This is a genomic window from Halomonas sp. LBP4, from assembly GCF_003202205.1.
Lineage (GTDB): Bacteria > Pseudomonadota > Gammaproteobacteria > Pseudomonadales > Halomonadaceae > Halomonas > Halomonas flagellata.
This window is the reverse complement of sequence record NZ_PDOG01000004.1, coordinates 344984-365808: the sequence shown is the minus strand read 5'-3', so window position 1 is coordinate 365808 and position 20825 is coordinate 344984. Positions and strand designations below refer to the sequence as shown.

Genomic DNA, 20825 nt, shown 5'->3' with positions numbered 1-20825 from the left:
CACGGGGCGGACAGGAGAGTGACATGAGACGGGCCATCACCATCATCGCCGGGGCGGCGCTGCTGGGCACCGCGGCCCTTGCCCAGGCCCAGACCGCCAGCCTGGACCTGAACCTCAGCCAGGATGCCGTGCAGTTCGAGGCAACCGGCGAGCTTGTCGACGGCATCGCCCTGGGGGGTGGCGTGATCGACAGCGACGACCGTGGCGATGCCACGGCCTTCCATGCCCAGCTGCTCGGCGTGGAGCGTAACGCCGACTACGACATCGGCGTGGGTGCCCGCTGGACCCAGTTCGACACCGACCATGGCGACGGCGGCGGCCTGGGCCTCGGCGGTTACGGCTATGCCTACGTGCCGGCCATGCCGGCGCTGTCGCTGGGGGGCTACGGCTTCTACACCCCGAGCGCGGTCAGTACCCGCGACCTGAACGACGGCTACGAGCTGGGCGTGCGGGCCCGCTATGCCTTCACCCCCAACGTCGACGGCTATGTCGGCTACCGGGCCCTGCGCGCCGATTTCGATGACGACCGCGGCGGTTCGCGCACCCTGGACAGCGGCCCGCTGCTCGGTGTTCGTCTCTCTTTCTGAGTAACCGCCCCCGTGCCATCAGCGTCGGGCCCCGGGTGGGGCCCGACTGCGTTGAAGGCCACCCTGCAGGAGCCCGATGCTCGATATCGTCCTCTACCAGCCGGAGATCGCCCCCAACACCGGCAACCTGATCCGCTTGTGTGCCAATACCGGCTTCCACCTGCACCTGATCGAGCCGCTGGGCTTCGAACTCGACGACCGGCGCCTGCGCCGTGCCGGGCTCGACTACCACGAGTGGGCGCGTGTCCGGGTGCACGCCGACTGGCGCGCCTTTCTCGACGCCGTGGCGCCCGAGCGGGTCTTCGCCGTATCGACCCGGGGGCGGACCGGCTATCATGAGCCGGCCTATCGCGAGGGCGATGCCCTGGTGTTCGGACCCGAGACCCGCGGCCTGCCCCAGGCGATGCTCGACGCCCTGCCCGCCGAGCGGCGCCTGCGCATCCCCATGCTGCCCGAGAGCCGCAGCCTGAACCTCGCCAACGCCTGTGCGGTGGTCGTCTTCGAGGCCTGGCGCCAGCTGGGGTTCAGGGGGGCGGGCCTGCCCGGGGCCAGCCCGGTGCAGCCCGGGAACCTCGGCACCCTGAAGGAGTAAGCGATGTCGATCAAGCAGCGCCTGGCCAAGTTGAACCCCCGCCAGCAGGAGGCGGTGCGCTACATCGATGGCCCCTGCCTGGTGCTGGCCGGGGCCGGCTCCGGCAAGACCAGCGTGATCACCACCAAGATCGCCTACCTGGTGCAGGAGTGCGGCATGAGCGCGCGTCGCATCGCCGCCGTGACCTTCACCAACAAGGCCGCCCGCGAGATGAAGGAGCGCGTGGGGCAGATGCTCAAGGGGCGCGAGGGGCATGGCCTGACCGTCTCGACCTTCCATACCCTGGGCCTCAACATCATTCGCGCCGAGCTCAAGGCGCTGGGCTACAAGCCCGGCTTCTCGCTGTTCGACCCGGAGGATGCCAAGGCGCTGCTGCGCGACCTGATGAACAAGGATGCCCAGGTCGACGCCGACCAGATCAATCGGGTCCAGCACCAGATCTCCCAGTGGAAGAACGACCTGATCCTGCCCGGCCAGGCGCTCTCCCATGCCGCGGACGACGACGAACAGTACGCGGCCCGGGTCTTCGAGGCCTATGGTCGCCACCTCAAGGCCTACAATGCCGTCGACTTCGACGACCTGATCCTGCTGCCGGTGGTATTGCTGCGCGACGACCCGGAGGCGCTCGCCCGCTGGCGGCGCAAGATCCACTACATGCTGGTGGACGAGTACCAGGACACCAACGTCAGCCAGTACCAGTTGGTCCAGCTGCTGATGGGCGAGCGGAAGACTTTCACCGTGGTCGGCGACGACGACCAGTCGATCTATGCCTGGCGCGGCGCCCGGCCCGAGAACCTCGTTACCCTGGGCGAGGACTTCCCGCGGCTCAATGTCATCAAGCTGGAGCAGAACTACCGCTCCACCGGCACCATCCTGCGCGCCGCCAACACCCTGATCAGTAACAACCCCCACGTCTACGAGAAGACCCTGTGGTCGGAGATGGGCGAGGGGGCGGCGATCCGCGTGGTGGTCAACCGCCATGAGGAGGCCGAGGCGGAGCGGGTGGCCAGCGAGATCCTCACCCGGCGCATCAAGGAGCGGGCCGAGTGGCGCGACTTCGCGGTGCTCTACCGCGGCAACTTCCAGGCCCGGCTGCTCGAGCTCAAGCTGCAGCACTACCAGATCCCCTACAAGCTCTCCGGCGGCACCTCCTTCTTCTCGCGCAACGAGATCAAGGACGCCATGGCCTACCTGCGGCTGCTGATCAACCCGGCCGACGACAACGCCTTTTTGCGCATCGTCAACGTGCCGCGCCGCGAGGTCGGCCCCGGCACCCTGGAGAAGCTGGCCAACTACGCCACCGATCGCGGGATCTCGCTGTTCGCCGCCTGCCACGAGCTGGGCCTGGAGCAGCAGTTGCCGATCCGTGCCGTCGAGCGGCTGGGGCGCTTCACCCACTTCATCGACGGGGTGCGCCGGCGCATGGACCAGGGCGATGCCATCGCCGCCATCCGCGACATGCTGCGCGAGATGGACTACGAGGCCTGGCTCTACCAGAACGCCAGCGCCCCGACCATCGCCGAGCGGCGCATGGCCAATGTCTGGATCCTGATCGACCAGCTGGAGAAGTCCATGAACCGTGACCCCGAGGACACGGCCAGCACGGAGACCGAGACCGACGGCGTCGAGGCGGCCATCTCGCGGCTGGTGCTGCGCGACATCCTCGAGCAGCAGGCCGAGGAGGACGACTCCGACCGGGTGCAGCTGCTCACCATGCACGCCTCCAAGGGGCTGGAGTTTCCCCATGTCTACCTGATGGGGCTCGAGGAGGAGCTGCTGCCCCACCGCAACGCCGTGGAGGCCGGCACCGTGGAGGAGGAGCGTCGCCTGGCCTATGTGGGCATCACCCGGGCGCGGCGCACCCTGACCCTGACGCTGGCGCGCCAGCGCAAGGCCTATGGCGAGCTGATGGACTGCGTGCCGAGCCGTTTCCTCGACGAGCTGCCCGCCGATGACCTCGACTGGGAAGGGCGCGCCGACAAGGAGGACCCGGAGAAGAAGCAGGCCCGTGGCCAGGACGCCATCGCCGGGCTGCGTTCCTTGTTGAGCTGAATTGGCCGAAGGCTCCTGCCGGGCTTAGGCTCGACGGATCGACCCATAACGCGAAAGGGCGCCAAACGGCGCCCTTTCGTGGTCTCTTCGGGTAGGTCGGCTTACTGCGCCTCGGCGACCATATGGTCGACGATAGCCTTCACCTCCTCGTCGGAGAGGGCCATGGCGCCACCCTTGGGTGGCATGGCACCGATGCCGTTGATGGCGCTCTGGTAGAGGGTTTCGACTCCCTTGTCGAGCCGCTCGGCCCAGTCATCGGCGTTGCCTACCACCGGAGCGCCGGCGGCACCGCTGGCGTGGCAGGCGACACAGGCCGAACCGGCATACAGCGCTGCGCCATCCAAGCCGTTGCCATTCTCGGCCAGCTCGGTGGCCTCGTCTTCCGCGGCGACCTCGTCGGTAGCAGCGTCTTCTTCAGTGGTGGCGTCTTCCTCGGCGGCGGCCTCGTCGCCGTTGCCCAGCTCGGGGACCTCCATCACCGGCTCGACCATGTAGGCGACCGCGGCCTGCACTTCCTCGTCGGAGAGGTTGGGGTTGCCACCCTTGGCCGGCATGGCGCCGATGCCGTTGATGGCGTGATCCAGCAGGGTCTCGAAGCCCTGGCCGGTCCGGTCGCTCCAGGCGGCCTCGTCGCCACGCACCGGGGCGCCGGCGGCGCCGGAGTCGTGACAGGCGGCACAGACGCTGCCGTAGATGGATTCGCCGTCGGCACCATTCGATGAGCCATTGTCTCCGCCGCCATCGCTGCCGGCCGCGGATGCCGTACCGCAATCCTCGCCCTGCAGGCACAGCTGGCCCACCGGCTTGAGCCGCTCGGCGATGGCGTCACGGTCTTCCTCGGCCTGGGCGGAGGCCATGCCTGCGGTCAGGCCCAGGGCGGCCAGGGCCCCGATGATCAGCTTGCTGGATTTCACTCTCTCCACCTCTTGACGGTCCTGTAATCGAATCTGCCCGTGGCGACGTCGCTAACGGCAACACGACAGCCGAGGGACGCCCTGACGCGCACAATGAGCGACAGTATACCGGCAACGCATTCGGCTGGAAAATGCCGCGGCCAACGTCTTTGGCAGCATGGCCGTCGATACCATGGGCAGGGCTGACGCAGATGGCGGTAACGCTCGAGGCTGTCCCCGGCGCCTCTCGCCTTGGGTAACTGCGATTGCCGGGGGCTCTCGCTGGACAGGAGTGGGGGAGCCGGGTAGGATGTGGACCGCTCGATGGCGCCGCGTCTCGAGCAACAAGCGCCCGTAGCTCAGCTGGATAGAGTATCGGCCTCCGAAGCCGAGGGTCGCAGGTTCAAGTCCTGCCGGGCGCGCCACGAATTCAAGGGCCTACGACACTGTCGTAGGCCCTTTTCGCTTCTGTGACCATCCTGTGGCCTCGTTGTGACCAGCTCCAATGGTGTAACCGCGCGCTGACTGGAACGCAGTGTATATGCATTATAACTATTCAGCTCACGCCGCCTGATCCAGGTCGTCCTGTCGCATGAAGGCAGGCACCTCGCCGGCAAACAGTTGCTCCAATGCCGTGTGCGCCGCCAGGCCCTGCTTGACCGCGGTCGAGAGGAAGCTGCGCATCCAGCAAAAGATCTCGGCGCCCTCCCAGGATCGAAAACAGCCCGAGATCTTCTGCTGGACCTTGGTCATCCGCAGGTCGCGCTACCCCTGGTTGTTGGTGAAGGGCGCGGCGGAATCCTCGAGAAAACGCAGCACGTCGATGGCGGCGCGCAAGGACGGTGAGACCGTGCGGTCTTCCTTGAGCTGCTGCCGGACCCGTTCAGGGCCGCGTCGACGTTGATGTCGCTGATGGTCATGTCACCGGATGGAGTGGCGGGCGGATGTGGGTGCTATGCCAGAGAAGACAGGGGAACCGCTCTGCCTGCTCTTCGACTCCGACGGCACCCTGGTCGACAGCGAGATCCTGCTCGCCGAGGTGATGGGTGAAATTCTGCCGGCCTTCGACCTGCCCTTCTCCGCCCGGCAGTATCTGGAGGAGTTTCGTGGCGTACGCTTCCGCACCATCGTCGACACCCTCGGCAAGCGGCATTCTGAGCTTCGCCGACGGCCGGCTGGCCGAGTTCACATCCAGCTTTTACCAGACGATGCGCCATCACTACGAACTGATCGGGACCCGTGGCTGGATCACCGTGAGTCGCGCCTTCCGCCCGGACCAGCACGGCGGCAATGGGCTTCACCGGTTCACGCAACGGTGGCCTGGCCCTGATGGCCACCGCCCAGGCGCGCCCCCAACCGATCCCCGTCTACGCCGAGATGAGCTCCATCAACCCGGTGTTCTGCTGCCCGAGGCCCTCAAGGAGGGCAACCCGCTGGGCGTTAGCCGGCTGGTGGACGGCAAGCGGGAGTAATCCCTGGAATTTGCAAGCGGTTGGAACCCTTCGGCGGCCTTCGGGCCGCCTTTTTTCTGCAGCTTCAGCCCGGAAGGAGAGCGGAGGCGCTGGCGCATGTTGGCAACTACTGGGCGACTAGGCCATACTCTGACCTACTATCAGGCTAGCATCCTGTCATACCAGTAACGCACCATGGCCCTTCCCCAACAACCGACACAATCTCAGGAAGCCCGCACCATGCGATTGAAGGACAAGACGGCCCTGATCACCGCCGCTGGCCAGGGCATCGGCCGCGCCACTGCTCTGCACTTCGCCGCGGAGGGCGCGCGGGTCATCGCCACCGACATCGACACCGGTAAGCTACGCGAGCTGGAGGCGACTCCTGGCATCGAGACACGTCGCCTTGATGTGCTCGACGCTGCGTCCATTGAAGCTCTAGCAGCTGAGTTGCCACCCCTGGATGTGCTCTTCAACTGCGCCGGCTACGTGGCCGGTGGCACCCTACTCACAGGCTCGGATGCCGACTGGGAGCTATCACTGGCCCTCAACGTCACCGCGATGGCACGCCTGACCCGAGCACTGCTTCCAGCCATGGTCGACCACGGCGGTGGCAGCATCATCAACATGGCCTCGGTAGCTTCGAGCCTCAAAGGCGTTCCTGACCGCTGCGCCTATGGCACTACCAAAGCTGCGGTGATCGGATTGACCAAATCGATCGCCGCCGACTTCATCAACCGGGGCATCCGTTGCAACGCCATCTGCCCTGGCACCGTGGATTCCCCCTCGCTGCGCCAGCGCATCCGCGACCAGGCCCACCAGCAAGGACGACCGGAGGCCGAGGTACAGGCTGACTTTCTCGCCCGCCAGCCGCTGGGGCGGCTGGGCACCCCGGAAGAGATCGCCGCCCTGGCCACCTATCTCGCCGCGGACGAGTCCGCCTACACCACCGGCACCGCCCAAGTCATCGACGGCGGTTGGCTGATCTGAATTGCAAGGAGATCCCATGAAACTGCTGCGCTTTGGCCCCCGGGGCCACGAGAAACCCGGCCTGCTCGACGCCGGCGGCGTGATCCGCGACCTGTCGGCCCATCTGCCCGACCTCGACGGCCGGCATCTGGACCGCGAGACGCTGGCCCGACTGGCCGAGCTCGACCCCTCGCGCCTGCCTGAAGTCCCGGCCGACACCCATCTCGGTCCCTGCGTGGGACGCGTCGGCAAGTTCATCTGCATCGGCCTCAATTACTCTGACCACGCCGCCGAGACCGGCGCCGAGGTGCCGCCGGAGCCGGTGGTCTTCAACAAATGGACCAGCGCCATCTGCGGTCCCAATGACGATGTCATCATCCCCCGCGACTCCACCAAGACCGACTGGGAAGTGGAGCTCGGCGTGGTGATTGGCAAGGAGGCCCGCTACGTGAGCGAGGCCGTAGCCATGGACTTTGTGGCCGGCTACTGCGTGGTCAATGACGTTTCCGAGCGCGAGTTCCAGCTCCATCGCAGCGGCAGCTGGGACAAGGGCAAGGGGTGCGACACTTTCGGCCCCCTGGGCCCCTGGCTGGTGACTCCGGACGAGATCACAGACCCCCACGCCCTCGACCTCTGGCTGGAAGTAGACGGCCAGCGCTACCAGGATGGCAATACCCGCACCATGGTCTACCAGATCCCCTTCCTGATCAGTTATCTGAGTCGCTTCATGAGCCTGCAGCCGGGTGATGTCATCTCGACCGGCACACCGCCGGGAGTGGGCATGGGCCAGCAGCCGCCGACCTACCTGAAACCCGGCCAGCACATGCGCCTGGGCATCGAGGGGCTCGGCGAGCAGCATCAGGCTGTCGTCGCCGAACCCAGCCGCTGATCCGGAGGCCGTCATGCGAACTGTCGTCTGCCAGGAACCCGGCCGGCTAATCCTCGAGGAGCGCGCCGCCCCGTCATGCGGGGCCGGCGAGGCCCTGCTGCGCATCCGCCGGGTCGGGGTGTGCGGCACCGATATCCACGCCTTCGGTGGCAACCAGCCCTACTTCCAGTATCCGCGGGTACTCGGCCACGAACTGGCCGGCGAGATCGTCGCGGTGGGCGACCAGGTCGACCCGGCGCTGATAGGCCGAAACGCTTACGTGATTCCTTACCTGCACTGCGGAGACTGCCGGGCCTGTCGCCAGGGCCGTACCAACTGTTGCCGGCAAATGCAGGTGATCGGTGTGCATCGCGACGGGGGCATGTGCGATAACCTGGCGGTGCCCGTAGAGCAGCTCGTGACCTCCGACACCCTGCCTCTGGACCAGCTGGCCCTGGTCGAGTGCCAGGCCATCGGCGCCCACGCGGTGCGCCGCAGCGGGCTCACCGAGGGTGAACTAGCCGTGGTGGCCGGCGCCGGCCCCATCGGCATGGGCGTAGCGCAGCTTGCCCGCGAGCGAGGAGCCAGAGTGGTGGTGGTCGACACCAACCCCGAGCGCCTGGCCTTCTGCCGCGAACGGCTCGGTATCACGGACACTTTGAATCCCGTCGAGGAGGACGTTGCCGCGGCTCTGCAGGCACTCAGCGATGGCCAGCTGGCCGACGCGGTGTTCGATGCCACGGGCAACCCTACCGCCATGCAGCAGGGCTTCGACCTGGTCGGCCACGCCGGCCGCTACGTATTGGTCAGCATCGTCAAGGCAGACATCTCCTTCCACGATCCAGACTTCCACCGCAAGGAGATGAGCCTGCTCTCCAGCCGCAACGCCACCCGAGAGGACTTCGACGAGGTATGCCGGCTGATGGAAGCGGGCCGCCTCCCGGCCAGCGCCATGATCACCCACCGCACCGAGCTCGATGACCTGCCCGAATACATGCCCGCCTGGTGCGCCCCGGACAGCGGCGTTATCAAGGCCATGATAGAGCTCGATTCCCCAGGATATGTTTCAGCGGAGGCCGACAATGCCCCAGACCATCGCCAGTGACAGCGGCCAGCTGGCCAGCCTGCGCGTGCACGCCGCCGATAACGTGCGCGTCGCCCTCAAGGACCTGCCAGCCAGCACCGAGATCGACGATGATGGCCGCACCCTGCGCCTGGATGAGGCGATCCGCCACAAGCACAAGTTCACCGTCCGGCCGCTCGACACGGGCGAGGCAGTGATCATGTACGGCGTCACTGTGGGTCGCGCTACTCGACCGATCCCTGAAGGCGCGGCCATCACCACCGAAAACACCGAGCACGGCACCGCCACCACCCAGCCCCAGGCGAGGCGCGGCGAGTGGCAGGCTCCTGATGTCACGGCCTTTCGCGACGCCACCTTCGAAGGCTTCCACCGCCCCGATGGTCAGGTTGGCACCGCCAATGCCTGGCTGGTGGTCCCCTTGGTATTTTGCGAGAACCGCAACATCGAGGTGCTGCGACAGTGCGTGGCTGATGCTCTGGGCGAGGACCCCTATCGCGATTACAAGCACATGGCCCGCGAACTGCTTCACGGTTCAGCCGGCGCCGCACCGGCCGAGCCGCCCGGTGAACGGCTCTTCCCCAACGTCGACGGGGTGCGATTCCTCACCCATACCCTGGGCTGCGGCGGTACCGATGACGATGCCGAAGCGCTGTGCCAGCTGCTGGCAGGCTACATCTGCCACCCTAACGTGGCCGGCGCCACGGTCCTGAGCCTGGGCTGTCAGAAGGCCCAAATCGGCATGCTGCGCGACGCCGTGGCCGAACGCGATCCCGACGGCCTGCGCCCGGTGCACTACCTGGAGCAGCAGGCCAGCCAGAGCGAGGAGGCGCTGATCCGCGAGGCGCTGACCACCATCTTCGACGGCCTGGCCGAGGCCAACAACGTCACGCGAGCCCCGGCGCCGCTCTCGGCGCTGACCCTGGGCGTGGAGTGCGGCGGCTCCGACGGCTTCTCCGGGCTCTCCGCCAACCCCTTGGTAGGCGCGGTCGTCGATCGCCTGGTAGCGCTGGGTGGCAGCGGCATTCTTAGCGAGTTCCCTGAACTGTGTGGCGTGGAACACGAGCTGATCGCCCGCTGTACCGACGACACCGTGGCAAGCCGCTTCCAGAACCTGATGGAGGCCTACCAGCAGCACGCCGCACGGGTAGGCGCCGACTTCTCGATGAATCCATCCCCCGGCAACATCCGAGACGGACTGATCACCGATGCCATGAAATCCGCCGGCGCCGCCAAGAAGGGTGGCGACAGCCCGGTGGTGGACGTGCTTGACTACACCGAACCCCGCACCAAGGCTGGCCTCAATCTGCTCTGCTCACCAGGTAATGACGTGGAGTCCACGACGGCACTTGCGGGTTCCGGTGCCAACCTGATCCTCTTCACCACCGGGCTGGGCACTCCCACCGGCAACCCGGTCACCCCGGTCATCAAGATCTCCAGCAACAGCGAGCTGGCCGAGCGCATGAGCGACGTCATCGACTTTGATGCCGGCCCCATCATCCGCGGAGAGACCAGCATCGACGAGCTGGCAGAGCAGCTGCTGAGACTGTGCATCGACGCCGCCTCGGGGTGCTATCGTCCCCGCGCGCTGAAGCTGGCGCAGCACGACTTCATCCCCTGGAAACGAGGGGTTTCCTTGTAGCGACACCCCCACAGCCTAAAGGGCCCGCTGCTCATGCAGCGGGCCCTTCTTCGCGATAGCTTCCGGCTAGTGGCAGATAGGGGACTCACTCCTCAGCAGTGAGACGCTTCTTGAGCTGCATGTAGGTGCCATAGTGACGGTCCAGATGGCGCCGCATGGCCGCCTCGGCAGCATCAGGATCACGGGACTCGATGGCCTCGACGATCTCGGTGTGGGCCGCCAGCGCCGCCTCGTCCTCATCCTTCTGCTGAAGCACCTGGGCGCGACGATCGTCAAGCCACTCGGAGAGCGCCACATGGATGGCATCGAAGATAGGGTTGCGAGCGATGCTCGCCAGCACACCGTGGAAGTCGTTATCGGAACGCTTGAAGCGCGCCTCGTCGCCTACGGCGTCATGATTCTCCTGCAGGGCGCCACGCAGGCGAGCCAAGTCCTCCTCCCCGGCGTAGCGCGCCGCATAGCGGGCCAAGGAGATCTCGAACAAGGCCCGGGCCTCCTGGAAGTACTGCTGGCCGTCGGGCTTGGAGAGCAGCTGGCGGGTTACCCCGGAGAGCCGCGCCATCACCGCCTCGGCGGTGGGCCGGATCACTCGTGCCCGGGTACCACTGTTAATGGCGATCAGGCCCAGCTGCTGCAAGTAAAACAACGCCTCGCGCACCGCCGGACGGCCGACGCCGAACTGCTCCATCAACTCTCGCTCGGAGGGCAGTTGATCGTTCTCGCCAAGCCGTCCCTCGAGGATGTCCGCCTCGAGCTGCTCGGCGACCTGTTCGGAGAGCGTCTTGCGCTCGATCCGGTATCGGGACATGGGCTGGTTCTCCTGGTTGACCCGCTGCTTGACTGCCATGTTACTGCATTTGCCCCTCCCCCCGCTCAGACAACAGGCTGCAATGCCGGAACATTCAGGGTCTCGGCCAGTTCGGCATAAGCGCGTTGGTTGGCGCTGTCCAGCGGAATACCCTCAGCGTCGCGGCGCGCCCGGCAGCCCCACTCCCGGTCCCCGGGCGCCATGACCCGAGCGCTGCCCCGGCCCGGTTGGGCTCGGAGGTCCTCAAGATAGCGGCGCATGCCCTCGGGGAAGGGGTCGCCCGGTGCGAAGGCATCGGGCCGGAGCGCCAGGAAGAAGTGGCCGACCCCACGCGGTGTTGTCATGTCGGGGCCGCCCATAGGCAGCAGGCGGAAACCGTGCAGCATGCCTGAGAGAGTGGAGCTGAGCACTTCCACCATGCCACCCAGCCCCGCCCCCTTGAAGCCGAAGTCGCTACCTCCTAACGGCAGCAGCGCCGCCACTTCCGCCGGGATACGGGTTACCCCGCCCGCCGAATCGGCGGCCACCTGGTCCGGCAACTCACGACCGATGGCTCCGTACTGCTGCACCCGATTCCAAGGGATCGAGCTGGTGGCCATATCGAGCAGAAAGGGGTTCTCTCCCTCCACCGGGGCGGCAAAGGCGATGGGATTGGTGCCATGGAAGGGCCGGCTCCCCTGGTGCAACAGTACGAAGGGGTCGGAGTTGCATACCGCCAGGCCGAGAAGGCCGCGCTCGGCCGCGGCCAGGGCATAACAACCTGCCGCCCCGAAGTGCGAGGAGCGCCCCACCGCCACAGCCCCCACGCCCACCTCGTCGGCCATGGCCGCAGCATGCTCCATGGCGGTGTAGCCCGCCAGGTGTCCGAAACCGTCACCGGCATCCAGGTAGCCGGTGGCGGGCAGGCGACGCTCGAAGTGCATCTCAGGTGCTCCTGAGATGCGCCCGCCCTTGAGCGCATGGATATAGTGGGGCAGCAGGCGCAAGCCGTGGCTGTCAGTGCCCATGCGCGAAGCGGTCACCAGTGCCCGGGTCACTGCCTCGGCCGAAAGGGCATCGGCTCCTGCGCGCGCCAGCACCGCCAGCATGAAGCGCTCGAGTTCATCTCGGGGCACACGAAATGCCTGGGAGGCGTCACTCATCGATCGGTCTTCCTCATGATCAGCGGTATATCAAGGTCGGCAACCACATGGAGATCGCCGGGACAAAGGTCACCAGCAGCAGGGCGAGCACCAGCGGCACCAGGAACGGCAGGGTCCCGCGCATGCACTTCTCGAAGGAGATGTTCGACACCCGCGAAAGCACGTAGAGCACCATGCCCACGGGCGGCGTCAGCAGTCCGATCATCAGGTTGAGGACCATGATCACCCCGAAATGGACCGGGTCGACCCCGGATGCCACCGCCAGTGGCAGCAGTACTGGCACCAGAATGGTGATAGCGGCGATGGTCTCCATGAAGCAGCCGACGATGATCAGCACGAGGTTGATGATGATCAGGGTGGCGACGGGGTTGTCAGCGAAGGGCCCGAGCAACTCGATGACGTGCTGGGTGACCTGGTTGCTGGTCAGGATCCAGGCGAAGATCGAGGCGCCGGCCACGATCAACAGAATGACGGCGGTGGTTTCAATGGTCTCCATGCTGACCTTGAGCAGGCGCTTCCAGGTCAGACTGCGATAGACCACACCACCGAGAAAGAGCGCGTAGACGACTGCAGCTATCGCGGCTTCTGTGGGAGTAAAGGCGCCGGTCATGATGCCGCCGACGATGATCACCGGAGTAAGCAGGGAGAAGAAGGCACGCTTGAACGTCTCCCACAGCACCGGCACCGAGAACGCCGCATCGCGCTGATAACCGCGACGCCTTGCCAGGAAGAATATCATCAGCATCAACACGAGCCCCATCAGCAGTCCAGGGATCAAGCCGGCCACGAACAGCTGGCCCACCGAGACTGAAGCCATGACGCCATAAATCACCATGGGCAGGCTGGGCGGGATAATGGGGCCGATAGTGGAGGACGCCGCGGTGATGCCCACTGCAAATTCCTGGTCGTAGCCCGCATCTCGCATCGCCTTGATCTCGATGGTACCCAGGCCACCGGCATCGGCCACGGCAGCACCGGACATTCCCGAGAAGACGATGCTGGCACCGACATTGACGTGGCCCAGGCCACCGCGCATCCACCCCATCAACGCCTTGGCGAAGTCGAAGATACGCGTGGTGATACCGCCGTTATTCATCAGGTTGCCGGCAAGGATGAAGAAGGGAATCGCTAGCAAAGGGAAGCTGTCGATGCCGTTAATCATGCGGTGCACGACCACCACGTCGGGCACGCGCCCGGTCAACAACACATAGATCAGGCAGGACCCCGCGAGGCTGACGGCGATGGGCACGCCGAGCACCAGCATGGTGAAAAGAGCGGCGAAGAGGAACAGCAGATATTGCTCGGTGACTGCCAGGACGATGCAGCCGAGGATGGCGAGTGCAGCGACCAACGGCGGCACCAGGGCACCGTGCCGCCTCAGGATCAGGGTATTGGACATGGACAGGCTCTCTCGGTCGACGTTATCACTGTGAATCCAGCAGCTCGCTGGTTCCGCTGCGCCAATGGCGGATGGCCACCTGGACGGCGCGCGCCAGCATCAGCACGAACCCCAGCATCACGATGTAGTAGAGGTAGCTCTTGGGTATATCCACGGACGTCATCAATGCCGAGGTGCGACCGGCCAGTTTGAAGGTAATCCACACCATGGCGGAAAAGAAGGCGATGTTGACCAGGTCCACCAGCGTCGAGGCCATACGTGCCATCCAGGACGGCATGTAGCGATAGAAGAACTCAACGGCGATATGGGACCCTTTGCGCACCGCCATGGTGCCGCCCATGAAACCCACCATCACCAGCAGGTAACGGGCCATCTCTTCGGTCCAGGCGATGGAGTTACCCAGCACGTAGCGGGTGAAGAACTGAAGAAAGACGTCCAGTGCCAGTAGCCAGAAGATCCCCAGGGTCAGGTAGTCCTCGAGGCCATGATCCCGTTTATCAAAGGAATCCTCCTCGAGAAAGTCGAAGGCGGGCGCCTCGTCTCGGTCCGATTGGTTCATGTCAGACTCCCGCGCATCACCCCCGACACCGGGGTGATGCGACGTCCGAGATGGAAGGGAGGGTTACAGGCCGATGGCCTGGAGGCGGTCGTAGGTCTCTTGATCCCAGGTGGCCGCGTCGCTGTTGTGGGCAGGGATCGTGGCCTCGCGGAAGGGCGTGATGTCGACCTCATTCACCGTGGTGCCCTGCTCCTCGAACCAGGCAACCAGATCCTCCTCGGACTGCAGGATATCCTGGGTAATGCGCTCGCCGGCCTCTGCGTAGACCTCGCGGAAGATATCTTGATCCTCCTCGGAGAGGCGGTTCCACAGCGGCCCACCGGCAATGGTGATCAGCGAATCTGTAATATGGCCGGTCAAGTTGATGTAGTCCTGAACCTCGTGGAAGGCCTTGGCCTTGATGGTGGGAAGCGGATTTTCCTGAGCATCAACCACACCCTGCTGCAGCGCCAGATAGACCTCGGCGAAGGCGATGGGGGTGGGGTTCGCGCCGACCGCCTCGGGGAACATCATGTACATCGGCGCGTTGGGCGTGCGGATCTTCAGATCCTGCATGTCTGCGGGGGTATTGATCGGCTTGTTGGAGGTGGCGTGGCGCCGACCATAATAGTTCATGGCCAGGGGCACGTTGCCGGTGGCATCCTGGTAGCCTTGGGCGATTTCTTTGAAGAGGTCGCTGTCGGCATAGGCCTGCCAGTGGTCGAAGTCGCGGAACATGTAGGGCGCTCCCGCGATGCCGATCGGACCATAGAAGCGACCGGCGAACTGGTTGCCAGTGTAGATCAGGTCTACGGTCCCCAGCTGCAGGCCCTCGTTGATATCCGCTTCCTTGCCCAGCGATGAGGCCGGGTGCACGGTAATGGAGTAGCGACCGTCAGTGCGCTCCTCGATCTGCTCTGCCGCCCACAGGGCCCATTCGTGGTAGGGCTCCGATGTCTCGTAGACGTGGGCGAAGTTCAGCTCCTCGGCCTGGGCGGCACCGGCCAGGCTGATGCCGCCGGCGATCAGGAGGGCAGTCATCACCCGGGACAGCGTGAACTGGCGTTGGGGCTTATCGCTCATCTTGTACTCCTCACAACCGTTGAGTTTGTTCTGCTTGTGGCTGGAACGGTGGCGCATCCATGCTCGGTTCGATGGCTCTCGTGCGCTTACCTGAGCGTATGTCTGTATACGTATCATACCACCGACTTCAAACTAGCCCTTCCCGCAGCCCCGCGCAACCAGGAAGCAGACCTATCGGTATTCGCCTTTAGTGGAAGGTGCGGTGCAGGTGTTGTAGAAGGTCCGGCGCTCCGAAGCCACCTGCCTTGGTCATCACGCGGCGCGTCGGCTCTCCGTCGAGACTGCCAAGCGCCACGCCGGGTGCCCACTCCGCCTCCACGCTGATCGAGGTAACACCGAGTCGCGTCAGCGTGGCCATGGCGATATCGCCGCCGGTCAGAAACAGCAGGGTCTCTCTGCCATCCGGCCAACACTCCAGAGTATGTGCAACGCCCTCGGCCATGGCCTGTGCCACCTCTTCGGCACCGACCATTTCGGTGTCCTCCAGCGCTCCCGAGGTGCCACCACTGGATATCATGCCGGGCACTAGTAGCGCAGCTTTACCCTGTGGAATAGCGTATGGGGGGCTCAGCGCCTCAATCACCGGCAGCGGCGGTAGCTCGCAACGCAACCTGGCAAGCTGCTCGGCGGCTCGCGGACTTTGCGAGCCCACTACATAGAGCACCGCACTCACCCTGGATAGGGAACGATGGCTGGCGCGCAGACGCCCGAAGCATCGCTGAGCCATGGCCGTGGCAAGGCCTGCCGCCCCTACCATCAGCCGTGGAATGCCAGCTGCCAGCGTCGCATCATAGAGACGAGCCAGAGTGAGGTCACTATCGGCATCTGCCACCGCGTCACCCTGGGGCAATGCGGCCTCATCACCGGCGTAGCGGGCCAGTTTCATCCCGCCAGCGTTGAAAGCGCTGTCGAGCGGACCGCTCAGCGGCGCCGAACGTGCATCGCCCTGATAGACGCTGTCGGCCAGGCGAACGTCGTCCACCCAGACCTCTGCATCCCGCACTATGCGGCCCTGGGCGGGTACCGCCGGGGCCAGCAGCAACGCTCTCCCCGTCGATTCGCGCATGGCAATACATTCAGCCACCACCTGGCCACGCAAGGTCGAGTCGATCTTCTTGAACCAGGCTGCCGGCGTTGCCCTCTTGAGACGACGGGCTGCGTCGGCAACCCGTTCGGCGGCCTCGGCGGCGCCCAGATGACGGGATTCAGTGTTCACCGCAATCACATCAGGCCAGGCGCCTTGCCAGCTCGCCAGCACGTCGTCCAACGCCGCCAGGGAGATCACCACCCGCGCATCGGCGCCTCGCGCAGCAAAGGGGGCCGTGGCATCCAGCGCGCCGGTCAGGTCATCGGCAACGATAGCGAGCCGACAGCCGGTCATGCGCTGACTCATGACACTGACGCCTCATCATTGCCTGCCGCCAGGCGGCGCGCATAGGCGATGGCGGCGCCCATGTTGGTGGCATCCGCCCTGCCCTGCCAGGCGATGTCGAAGGCGGTACCATGATCTACCGACGTGCGCTGAACAGGTAGGCCAAGGCTGACATTCACCGTGGTGTCGAAAGCAATCAGCTTGACCGGGATGTGACCCTGATCGTGATACTGGGCCACCACCAGGTCGAACTCGCCGCGGTGAGCCCGATAGAAGACGGTATCGGCAGAGATGGGCCCCTGGACGTCATAGCCTCGATCTCGCAGGGCCCTGACTGCCGGGGCAATGATGCGGTCGTCCTCATCGCCGAAGATACCGCCTTCGCCGCAGTGGGGGTTGAGCCCTGCCACGGCGATGCGCGGCCGGGCTGCCCCCATGGCGGCCAGGTGCGCTTGACCGGCTTCCACTGTCTCGATGATGCGCGACTCGGTGACCCTCTCGATGGCGCCGCGCAGCGACACGTGTGTGGAAACATGCAGGGTCGACAGCGTCTCGGAGGCCAGCAGCATGAACGATGAGGGGGCGCCGGTCAGCGACGCCAGCATGCCAGTGTGGCCATCATAATGATGGCCAGCCTCATGCAGCGCGGCCTTGTTGAGCGGCGCGGTGACGATCACCCGCGCACGTCCGGCTTGCACCAGCTCCACGGCTGTCCGGACGCAACGAAAGGCCATGTCTCCACCACCGGCACTGATACGGCCATCGGGGATCTCGACACCCTCCGGCGCCTCGACCACGGCGACTGCCACGCTGTCGTCGTCCTGGGTTTTCTGGTCGAGTGGAACGAAGGTGAGCTCGGCGCCGATGGTGGCCGCGGCGCGACGGTAGATCGCCGGGTGACCGACGACCATGGTGCTGGCCCGATCGTCATGAGACATGGCCGCCAGAGCACGACAGATGATCTCCGGCCCGATACCGGCCGGATCTCCCATGGTGATGGCGATGCCGTAGGTGTGCGATGAACGATTCATGGCATCAACTGCCCGCCATTGACTTCGATTACCTGGCCGGTGACATAACCGCTCATGCTCTCGGTGCCCAGAAATACATAGGCGCCAACACACTCCTCAGCACTGCCCAGTCGCCCCATGGGGATCGAGGCTCGAGCCGCGGCAATGTGGTTGTCGTTGGAGTGGCGTTCATGGAAGTCGGTGGCGATGGTTCCGGGAGCCACGCCGTTTACCCGGATACTCTCCCCGGCGAGCTCCTTGGCCATGTTGCGCGTCAAGGTGCTGACGAAGCCCTTGGCCGAAGCATAGAGCCCGGCCCCCAGGCCTCCACCATTGCGCGCGGCGATGGAGGTGGTATGAATGATGTTGCCGCGACCGGCACGACGGAAATAGGGCAACGCGGCTCGGCTGGCCATCACCACCGACCGGGCGTTGAGACCCATCACGCGGTCATACTGTGTATCGTCCATTTCCTCCAGCGTTACCCGGCCAAGCATATCGCCGGCGTTGTTGATCAGCAGGTCCAGCCCGCCAAGCCGCTCGGCGGCCTCGTCGACCAAGCGAGTCGCTTCGGCTGAACGACTGATATCACCCTTCACCGTAAAGGCTTCGCCGTGCGTTTCGCGGATCGCCTCGGCCACGGCTTCAGCGCCCTCGGCACTGGCGTGGTAATGCACCGCCACATGAGCCCCAAGGGCACCGAGCTGTCTGGCCACGGCAGCCCCGATACCTCGGCTCGCGCCGGTCACCAGTACTCGCTTACCTTTCCATTCCTCCAGCATTGCCGTCTCCCGTTCTTGTCGGTTGAGGTGGGGGCTCCTCTCTTGGCATCACGCTATCGACCCGGGGCCACGCCATGGACTAGAGTGAAGCCATTGGCATACCTGTCATACATCACTACACCAATAACATGATAGTTGAGCGCTGGCCAGATGCCAGCGACCCGACCCAGGAGGCTCCATGACCCTTTCCGACTCACCGCATCGTCCGGTAACAGACTATCTGCCAAAGGACCTTGACCGCGCCCTGCTGGTAGGCCGCGCCTGGTGCGAGTCGCCCCGTCCCGGGCCGGTGCTGTTCGTGATCCGTGACGGAGAGGCCCTTGATGTCACCCATCTTGGTCCCACGATGGCCGATCTGCTGGATCATGCCGATGTGGAGAGCACCCTGCGGAATACTGAGGGCGCATCGCTGGGGTCCGTAGAAAGCCTGTTGGAAAACTCATTATCCACGCCCCAGCGTCCGCCCTTTCTGCTGGCACCCTGCGATGTCCAAGCGGTGAAGGCATGTGGCGTCACTTTCGCGGTGAGTCTGCTGGAGCGGGTCATCGAGGAACAGGCCGGCGGCGACGCGACAAGGGCCAACGAGCTGCGCGCCGAACTTCAGGCGCTTATCGGTAGCAACCTGTCTCGCATCGTGCCGGGTTCTGAAGAGGCGATGGCGCTCAAGCGAGAGCTTCAGACCCGTGGCGGCTGGTCACAGTACATGGAAGTGGGAATTGGTCCAGACGCCGAGGTATTCACAAAGGCCCAGCCGCTCTCTTCCGTGGGCTTCGGGGCCAGCGTGGGCCTTCACCCCGCATCGCGGTGGAACAACCCCGAACCGGAGATCGTCCTGGCTGTTGACAGCCATGGCAACGTCAAAGGCGCGACGCTCGGCAATGACGTCAACCTGCGCGACATCGAGGGGCGAAGCGCACTTCTGCTCGGCAAGGCCAAGGACAACAATGCATCAAGCTCCATTGGCCCCTTCATCCGGCTGTTCGACGACGGCTTCGGTATCGATGACGTACGCCGGGCGCAGGTCTCGTTGCGCATCGAGGGGCAAGACGATGGCTTCCGACTGGAGGGCGAGAGCGACATGGCCGAAATCAGCCGTGACCCCCTGGACCTGGTGAAGCAGACCGTGGGCACCCACCACCAGTATCCCGACGGTTTCATGCTCTATCTCGGCACCATGTTCTCCCCCATCAAGGATCGCAGTGGCGAAGGACAAGGCTTTACGCACCACCTCGGTGACATCGTCACAATCTCGACACCAACCCTTGGAGCGCTGGTCAACAACGTCGGCAGAAGTGATCAGCTCCCGCCCTGGACCTACGGCATACGCGAGCTGATGCGAGACCTGGCCGGCCGCTGAGCGTCTCGACGGACAACACCTGCCATGGTCAGGAGGGACGAAACCGTGCGGCCAGCTTGCGCATAGCATCAGTCAGTAGCAGAGCATCCACACCCACGCCGACGAAGGTGCAGCCCGCGTCCAGGTAGCCGCGTGCCGCTTGCTCATCCAGGGTGATGATACCTGCCGCTTTGCCGGCCGCTCGGATCCGGACAATAGCCGATTCGATGGCGTGCACCACCTCCGGGTGCCCAGGCTGGCACCGGTAGCCCATGGCAGCCGACAGGTCCGCAGGACCGATGAAGATGCCATCGACCCCCTCCACAGCCGCGATCGCTTCGATCTCTGCGAGGGCACTGGGGCTCTCCACCTGCAGGATCAGGCATACTTCGTTATCCGCTTTCTCCAAATAATCCTCTATCTGCCCCCATCGCGACGCACGCGCCAGCATGCTGCCCATACCCCGAATCCCCTCGGGCGGGTATCGCGTTGCAGCAACCAGGGCGGCAGCTTGTTCGGCACTCTCCACCATAGGGATGAGAAGGTTCTGCACACCGATGTCCAAATACTGCTTGATCAGCACCGGGTCACCATAAGGCGGTCGAACCACCGGCTGACTATCGTATGGAGCGACAGCCTGTAATTGGCCCAAGAGACTCTGCAAGTCATTAGGGGCATGCTCGCCATCCAGTAGCAGCCAGTCAAAGCCGGCGGTAGCAGCCAACTCTGCGACATAGGGACTCGCCAGCCCCAGCCAGATCCCGGTCATGACCTCACCGGCCAGCAGCCGTTGCTTGAAGTCGTTGGTGGGCATTTGCATGGGTAAGATTCCTTTTCAAAAGTAAGCGCTCGGCCATCACCGATTGTCAGTGATCAGACGTTGTGCCGCTAGTTCTGAGGCAGGAGTTCGTGGACCTGGCTGGCCTTCTGTGTACGGTCATTCCAGAGCGCCTGGACTTCCCCTTCGATGTCTGACCGGAGCGGGTTATCGGCGAACAGCACCTTCCAGCGGCGCGGCGTCAACTCTTCAGCACGCGACGCCGGAGGGATGGCGATGCGCTGCAGCACGTCGACCAGGTAGGTGTAGGGGGCCACCCCCTGCAGCCGGCAGGTGGTCAGCAGGCTCTGCAGGATACCGACGTGCTCGGCACCGATCTCGCTCCAGCAGAATAGCCAGTAACGGCGCTTATGCGCAGCTGCGCATAATCCCGAACTGGGCA

General features: G+C 64.9%; 19 protein-coding genes, 1 tRNA gene and 2 pseudogenes. 10 read left to right on the top strand and 12 right to left on the bottom strand.

Features of this window, described 5'->3' with window-relative positions; translation table 11 throughout:
• Positions 1-23: 23 nt before the first annotated feature.
• The 3 genes from CR157_RS15105 to rep all read left to right on the top strand — a co-directional run bounded on the left by CR157_RS15105 (position 24) and on the right by rep (position 3231).
• Entirely contained in the window at positions 24-587 is a 564-nt protein-coding gene (locus CR157_RS15105) for a YfaZ family outer membrane protein (RefSeq protein WP_110284348.1), read from the top strand.
• A 76-nt stretch (positions 588-663) separates the two neighbouring features.
• Entirely contained in the window at positions 664-1179 is a 516-nt protein-coding gene (trmL, locus tag CR157_RS15100; RefSeq protein WP_110284347.1) for a tRNA (uridine(34)/cytosine(34)/5-carboxymethylaminomethyluridine(34)-2'-O)-methyltransferase TrmL, read from the top strand.
• 3 nt (positions 1180-1182) lie between these two features.
• Complete coding sequence (gene rep, locus CR157_RS15095) at positions 1183-3231, top strand: DNA helicase Rep (protein ID WP_110284346.1); 2049 nt, start codon at positions 1183-1185, stop codon at positions 3229-3231.
• 101 nt (positions 3232-3332) lie between these two features.
• Here the strand turns inward: rep and CR157_RS15090 are convergent, their stop codons facing one another.
• Positions 3333-4145: a c-type cytochrome gene (locus CR157_RS15090; protein WP_258364189.1), complete on the bottom strand. Its 813-nt coding sequence runs from the start codon at positions 4143-4145 to the stop codon at positions 3333-3335.
• Between the two features lie 327 nt (positions 4146-4472).
• On the opposite strand from CR157_RS15090, the gene CR157_RS15085 reads away from it, so the two are divergent.
• Positions 4473-4549: transfer RNA gene (locus CR157_RS15085), tRNA-Arg, on the top strand.
• 136 nt (positions 4550-4685) lie between these two features.
• On the opposite strand, the pseudogene CR157_RS15080 reads toward CR157_RS15085, so the two are convergent.
• Positions 4686-4946, bottom strand: a pseudogene (locus CR157_RS15080) (IS66 family transposase); the annotation flags it as partial.
• Positions 4947-5052: 106 nt separating this feature from the next.
• Between CR157_RS15080 and CR157_RS23355 the strand changes: the two are divergent.
• The 5 genes from CR157_RS23355 (at position 5053) to CR157_RS15050 (ending at position 10135) form a co-directional block, all read left to right on the top strand.
• Positions 5053-5454, top strand: a complete 402-nt coding sequence (locus tag CR157_RS23355; RefSeq protein ID WP_373681023.1) for an HAD hydrolase-like protein — start codon at positions 5053-5055, stop codon at positions 5452-5454.
• 361 nt (positions 5455-5815) lie between these two features.
• The gene (locus CR157_RS15065; protein WP_110284344.1) at positions 5816-6565 is read left to right on the top strand and encodes an SDR family oxidoreductase; all 750 of its coding nucleotides are present in this window, start codon (positions 5816-5818) and stop codon (positions 6563-6565) included.
• A 16-nt stretch (positions 6566-6581) separates the two neighbouring features.
• Positions 6582-7433, top strand: coding sequence for a fumarylacetoacetate hydrolase family protein (locus CR157_RS15060; RefSeq protein WP_110284343.1), 852 nt, complete (start codon positions 6582-6584; stop codon positions 7431-7433).
• A 13-nt stretch (positions 7434-7446) separates the two neighbouring features.
• The gene (locus CR157_RS15055) at positions 7447-8517 is read left to right on the top strand and encodes a zinc-binding alcohol dehydrogenase family protein (protein ID WP_110284342.1); all 1071 of its coding nucleotides are present in this window, start codon (positions 7447-7449) and stop codon (positions 8515-8517) included.
• Positions 8495-10135: a UxaA family hydrolase gene (locus CR157_RS15050; protein WP_110284341.1), complete on the top strand. Its 1641-nt coding sequence runs from the start codon at positions 8495-8497 to the stop codon at positions 10133-10135. The genes CR157_RS15055 and CR157_RS15050 overlap by 23 nt, the downstream gene beginning before the upstream one ends.
• Positions 10136-10220: 85 nt before the next feature.
• On the opposite strand, the gene nanR is transcribed toward CR157_RS15050, so the two are convergent.
• The 8 genes from nanR to CR157_RS15010 all read right to left on the bottom strand — a co-directional run bounded on the left by nanR (position 10221) and on the right by CR157_RS15010 (position 18269).
• Positions 10221-10943: a transcriptional regulator NanR gene (nanR, locus tag CR157_RS15045; RefSeq protein ID WP_110284340.1), complete on the bottom strand. Its 723-nt coding sequence runs from the start codon at positions 10941-10943 to the stop codon at positions 10221-10223.
• 65 nt (positions 10944-11008) lie between these two features.
• Complete coding sequence (locus CR157_RS15040; RefSeq protein ID WP_110284339.1) at positions 11009-12085, bottom strand: Ldh family oxidoreductase; 1077 nt, start codon at positions 12083-12085, stop codon at positions 11009-11011.
• Between the two features lie 19 nt (positions 12086-12104).
• Entirely contained in the window at positions 12105-13484 is a 1380-nt protein-coding gene (locus tag CR157_RS15035) for a TRAP transporter large permease (protein WP_110284338.1), read from the bottom strand.
• A gap of 25 nt (positions 13485-13509) precedes the next feature.
• Positions 13510-14043: a TRAP transporter small permease gene (locus CR157_RS15030; protein ID WP_110284337.1), complete on the bottom strand. Its 534-nt coding sequence runs from the start codon at positions 14041-14043 to the stop codon at positions 13510-13512.
• Positions 14044-14106: 63 nt separating this feature from the next.
• Positions 14107-15105, bottom strand: coding sequence for a sialic acid TRAP transporter substrate-binding protein SiaP (locus CR157_RS15025; protein ID WP_110284591.1), 999 nt, complete (start codon positions 15103-15105; stop codon positions 14107-14109).
• A gap of 187 nt (positions 15106-15292) precedes the next feature.
• On the bottom strand, positions 15293-16498 hold the full coding sequence (locus CR157_RS15020; RefSeq protein ID WP_258364188.1) for a four-carbon acid sugar kinase family protein: 1206 nt from the start codon (positions 16496-16498) through the stop codon (positions 15293-15295).
• Positions 16495-17508 carry a 4-hydroxythreonine-4-phosphate dehydrogenase PdxA gene (gene pdxA, locus CR157_RS15015; RefSeq protein WP_110284335.1) on the bottom strand — a complete coding sequence of 338 codons (1014 nt, stop codon included), beginning with the start codon at positions 17506-17508 and terminating at the stop codon, positions 16495-16497. Before pdxA ends, CR157_RS15020 begins: the two co-directional genes overlap by 4 nt.
• On the bottom strand, positions 17505-18269 hold the full coding sequence (locus tag CR157_RS15010) for an SDR family NAD(P)-dependent oxidoreductase (RefSeq protein ID WP_110284334.1): 765 nt from the start codon (positions 18267-18269) through the stop codon (positions 17505-17507). The genes pdxA and CR157_RS15010 overlap by 4 nt, the downstream gene beginning before the upstream one ends.
• 178 nt (positions 18270-18447) lie before the next feature.
• Between CR157_RS15010 and CR157_RS15005 the strand changes: the two genes are divergently transcribed.
• Positions 18448-19626, top strand: a complete 1179-nt coding sequence (locus tag CR157_RS15005; RefSeq protein ID WP_110284333.1) for a fumarylacetoacetate hydrolase family protein — start codon at positions 18448-18450, stop codon at positions 19624-19626.
• 28 nt (positions 19627-19654) lie between these two features.
• Here CR157_RS15005 and hpaI read toward each other — a convergent pair whose 3' ends face one another.
• Both hpaI and CR157_RS14995 read right to left on the bottom strand, forming a co-directional pair.
• Positions 19655-20425 carry a 4-hydroxy-2-oxoheptanedioate aldolase gene (hpaI, locus tag CR157_RS15000; protein ID WP_110284332.1) on the bottom strand — a complete coding sequence of 257 codons (771 nt, stop codon included), beginning with the start codon at positions 20423-20425 and terminating at the stop codon, positions 19655-19657.
• Between the two features lie 68 nt (positions 20426-20493).
• A pseudogene (locus CR157_RS14995) lies at positions 20494-20790 on the bottom strand (transposase domain-containing protein); the annotation flags it as partial.
• Between the last annotated feature and the right edge of the window lie 35 nt (positions 20791-20825).

Bases quoted from the DNA above. Each gene is read 5' to 3' on its own strand.
- CR157_RS15040 (WP_110284339.1), bottom strand. From the start codon at position 12,085: ATGAGTGACGCCTCCCAGGCATTTCGTGTGCCCCGAGATGAACTCGAG.
- nanR (WP_110284340.1), bottom strand. From the start codon at position 10,943: ATGTCCCGATACCGGATCGAGCGCAAGACGCTCTCCGAACAGGTCGCC.
- rep (WP_110284346.1), top strand. From the start codon at position 1,183: ATGTCGATCAAGCAGCGCCTGGCCAAGTTGAACCCCCGCCAGCAGGAG.
- CR157_RS15035 (WP_110284338.1), bottom strand. From the start codon at position 13,484: ATGTCCAATACCCTGATCCTGAGGCGGCACGGTGCCCTGGTGCCGCCG.
- pdxA (WP_110284335.1), bottom strand. From the start codon at position 17,508: ATGAATCGTTCATCGCACACCTACGGCATCGCCATCACCATGGGAGAT.
- CR157_RS15060 (WP_110284343.1), top strand. From the start codon at position 6,582: ATGAAACTGCTGCGCTTTGGCCCCCGGGGCCACGAGAAACCCGGCCTG.
- CR157_RS15065 (WP_110284344.1), top strand. From the start codon at position 5,816: ATGCGATTGAAGGACAAGACGGCCCTGATCACCGCCGCTGGCCAGGGC.
- CR157_RS15055 (WP_110284342.1), top strand. From the start codon at position 7,447: ATGCGAACTGTCGTCTGCCAGGAACCCGGCCGGCTAATCCTCGAGGAG.
- CR157_RS15020 (WP_258364188.1), bottom strand. From the start codon at position 16,498: ATGAGTCAGCGCATGACCGGCTGTCGGCTCGCTATCGTTGCCGATGAC.
- CR157_RS15005 (WP_110284333.1), top strand. From the start codon at position 18,448: ATGACCCTTTCCGACTCACCGCATCGTCCGGTAACAGACTATCTGCCA.
- trmL (WP_110284347.1), top strand. From the start codon at position 664: ATGCTCGATATCGTCCTCTACCAGCCGGAGATCGCCCCCAACACCGGC.
- CR157_RS15050 (WP_110284341.1), top strand. From the start codon at position 8,495: ATGCCCCAGACCATCGCCAGTGACAGCGGCCAGCTGGCCAGCCTGCGC.
- CR157_RS15025 (WP_110284591.1), bottom strand. From the start codon at position 15,105: ATGAGCGATAAGCCCCAACGCCAGTTCACGCTGTCCCGGGTGATGACT.
- CR157_RS15030 (WP_110284337.1), bottom strand. From the start codon at position 14,043: ATGAACCAATCGGACCGAGACGAGGCGCCCGCCTTCGACTTTCTCGAG.
- CR157_RS23355 (WP_373681023.1), top strand. From the start codon at position 5,053: ATGGAGTGGCGGGCGGATGTGGGTGCTATGCCAGAGAAGACAGGGGAA.
- hpaI (WP_110284332.1), bottom strand. From the start codon at position 20,425: ATGCAAATGCCCACCAACGACTTCAAGCAACGGCTGCTGGCCGGTGAG.
- CR157_RS15010 (WP_110284334.1), bottom strand. From the start codon at position 18,269: ATGCTGGAGGAATGGAAAGGTAAGCGAGTACTGGTGACCGGCGCGAGC.
- CR157_RS15105 (WP_110284348.1), top strand. From the start codon at position 24: ATGAGACGGGCCATCACCATCATCGCCGGGGCGGCGCTGCTGGGCACC.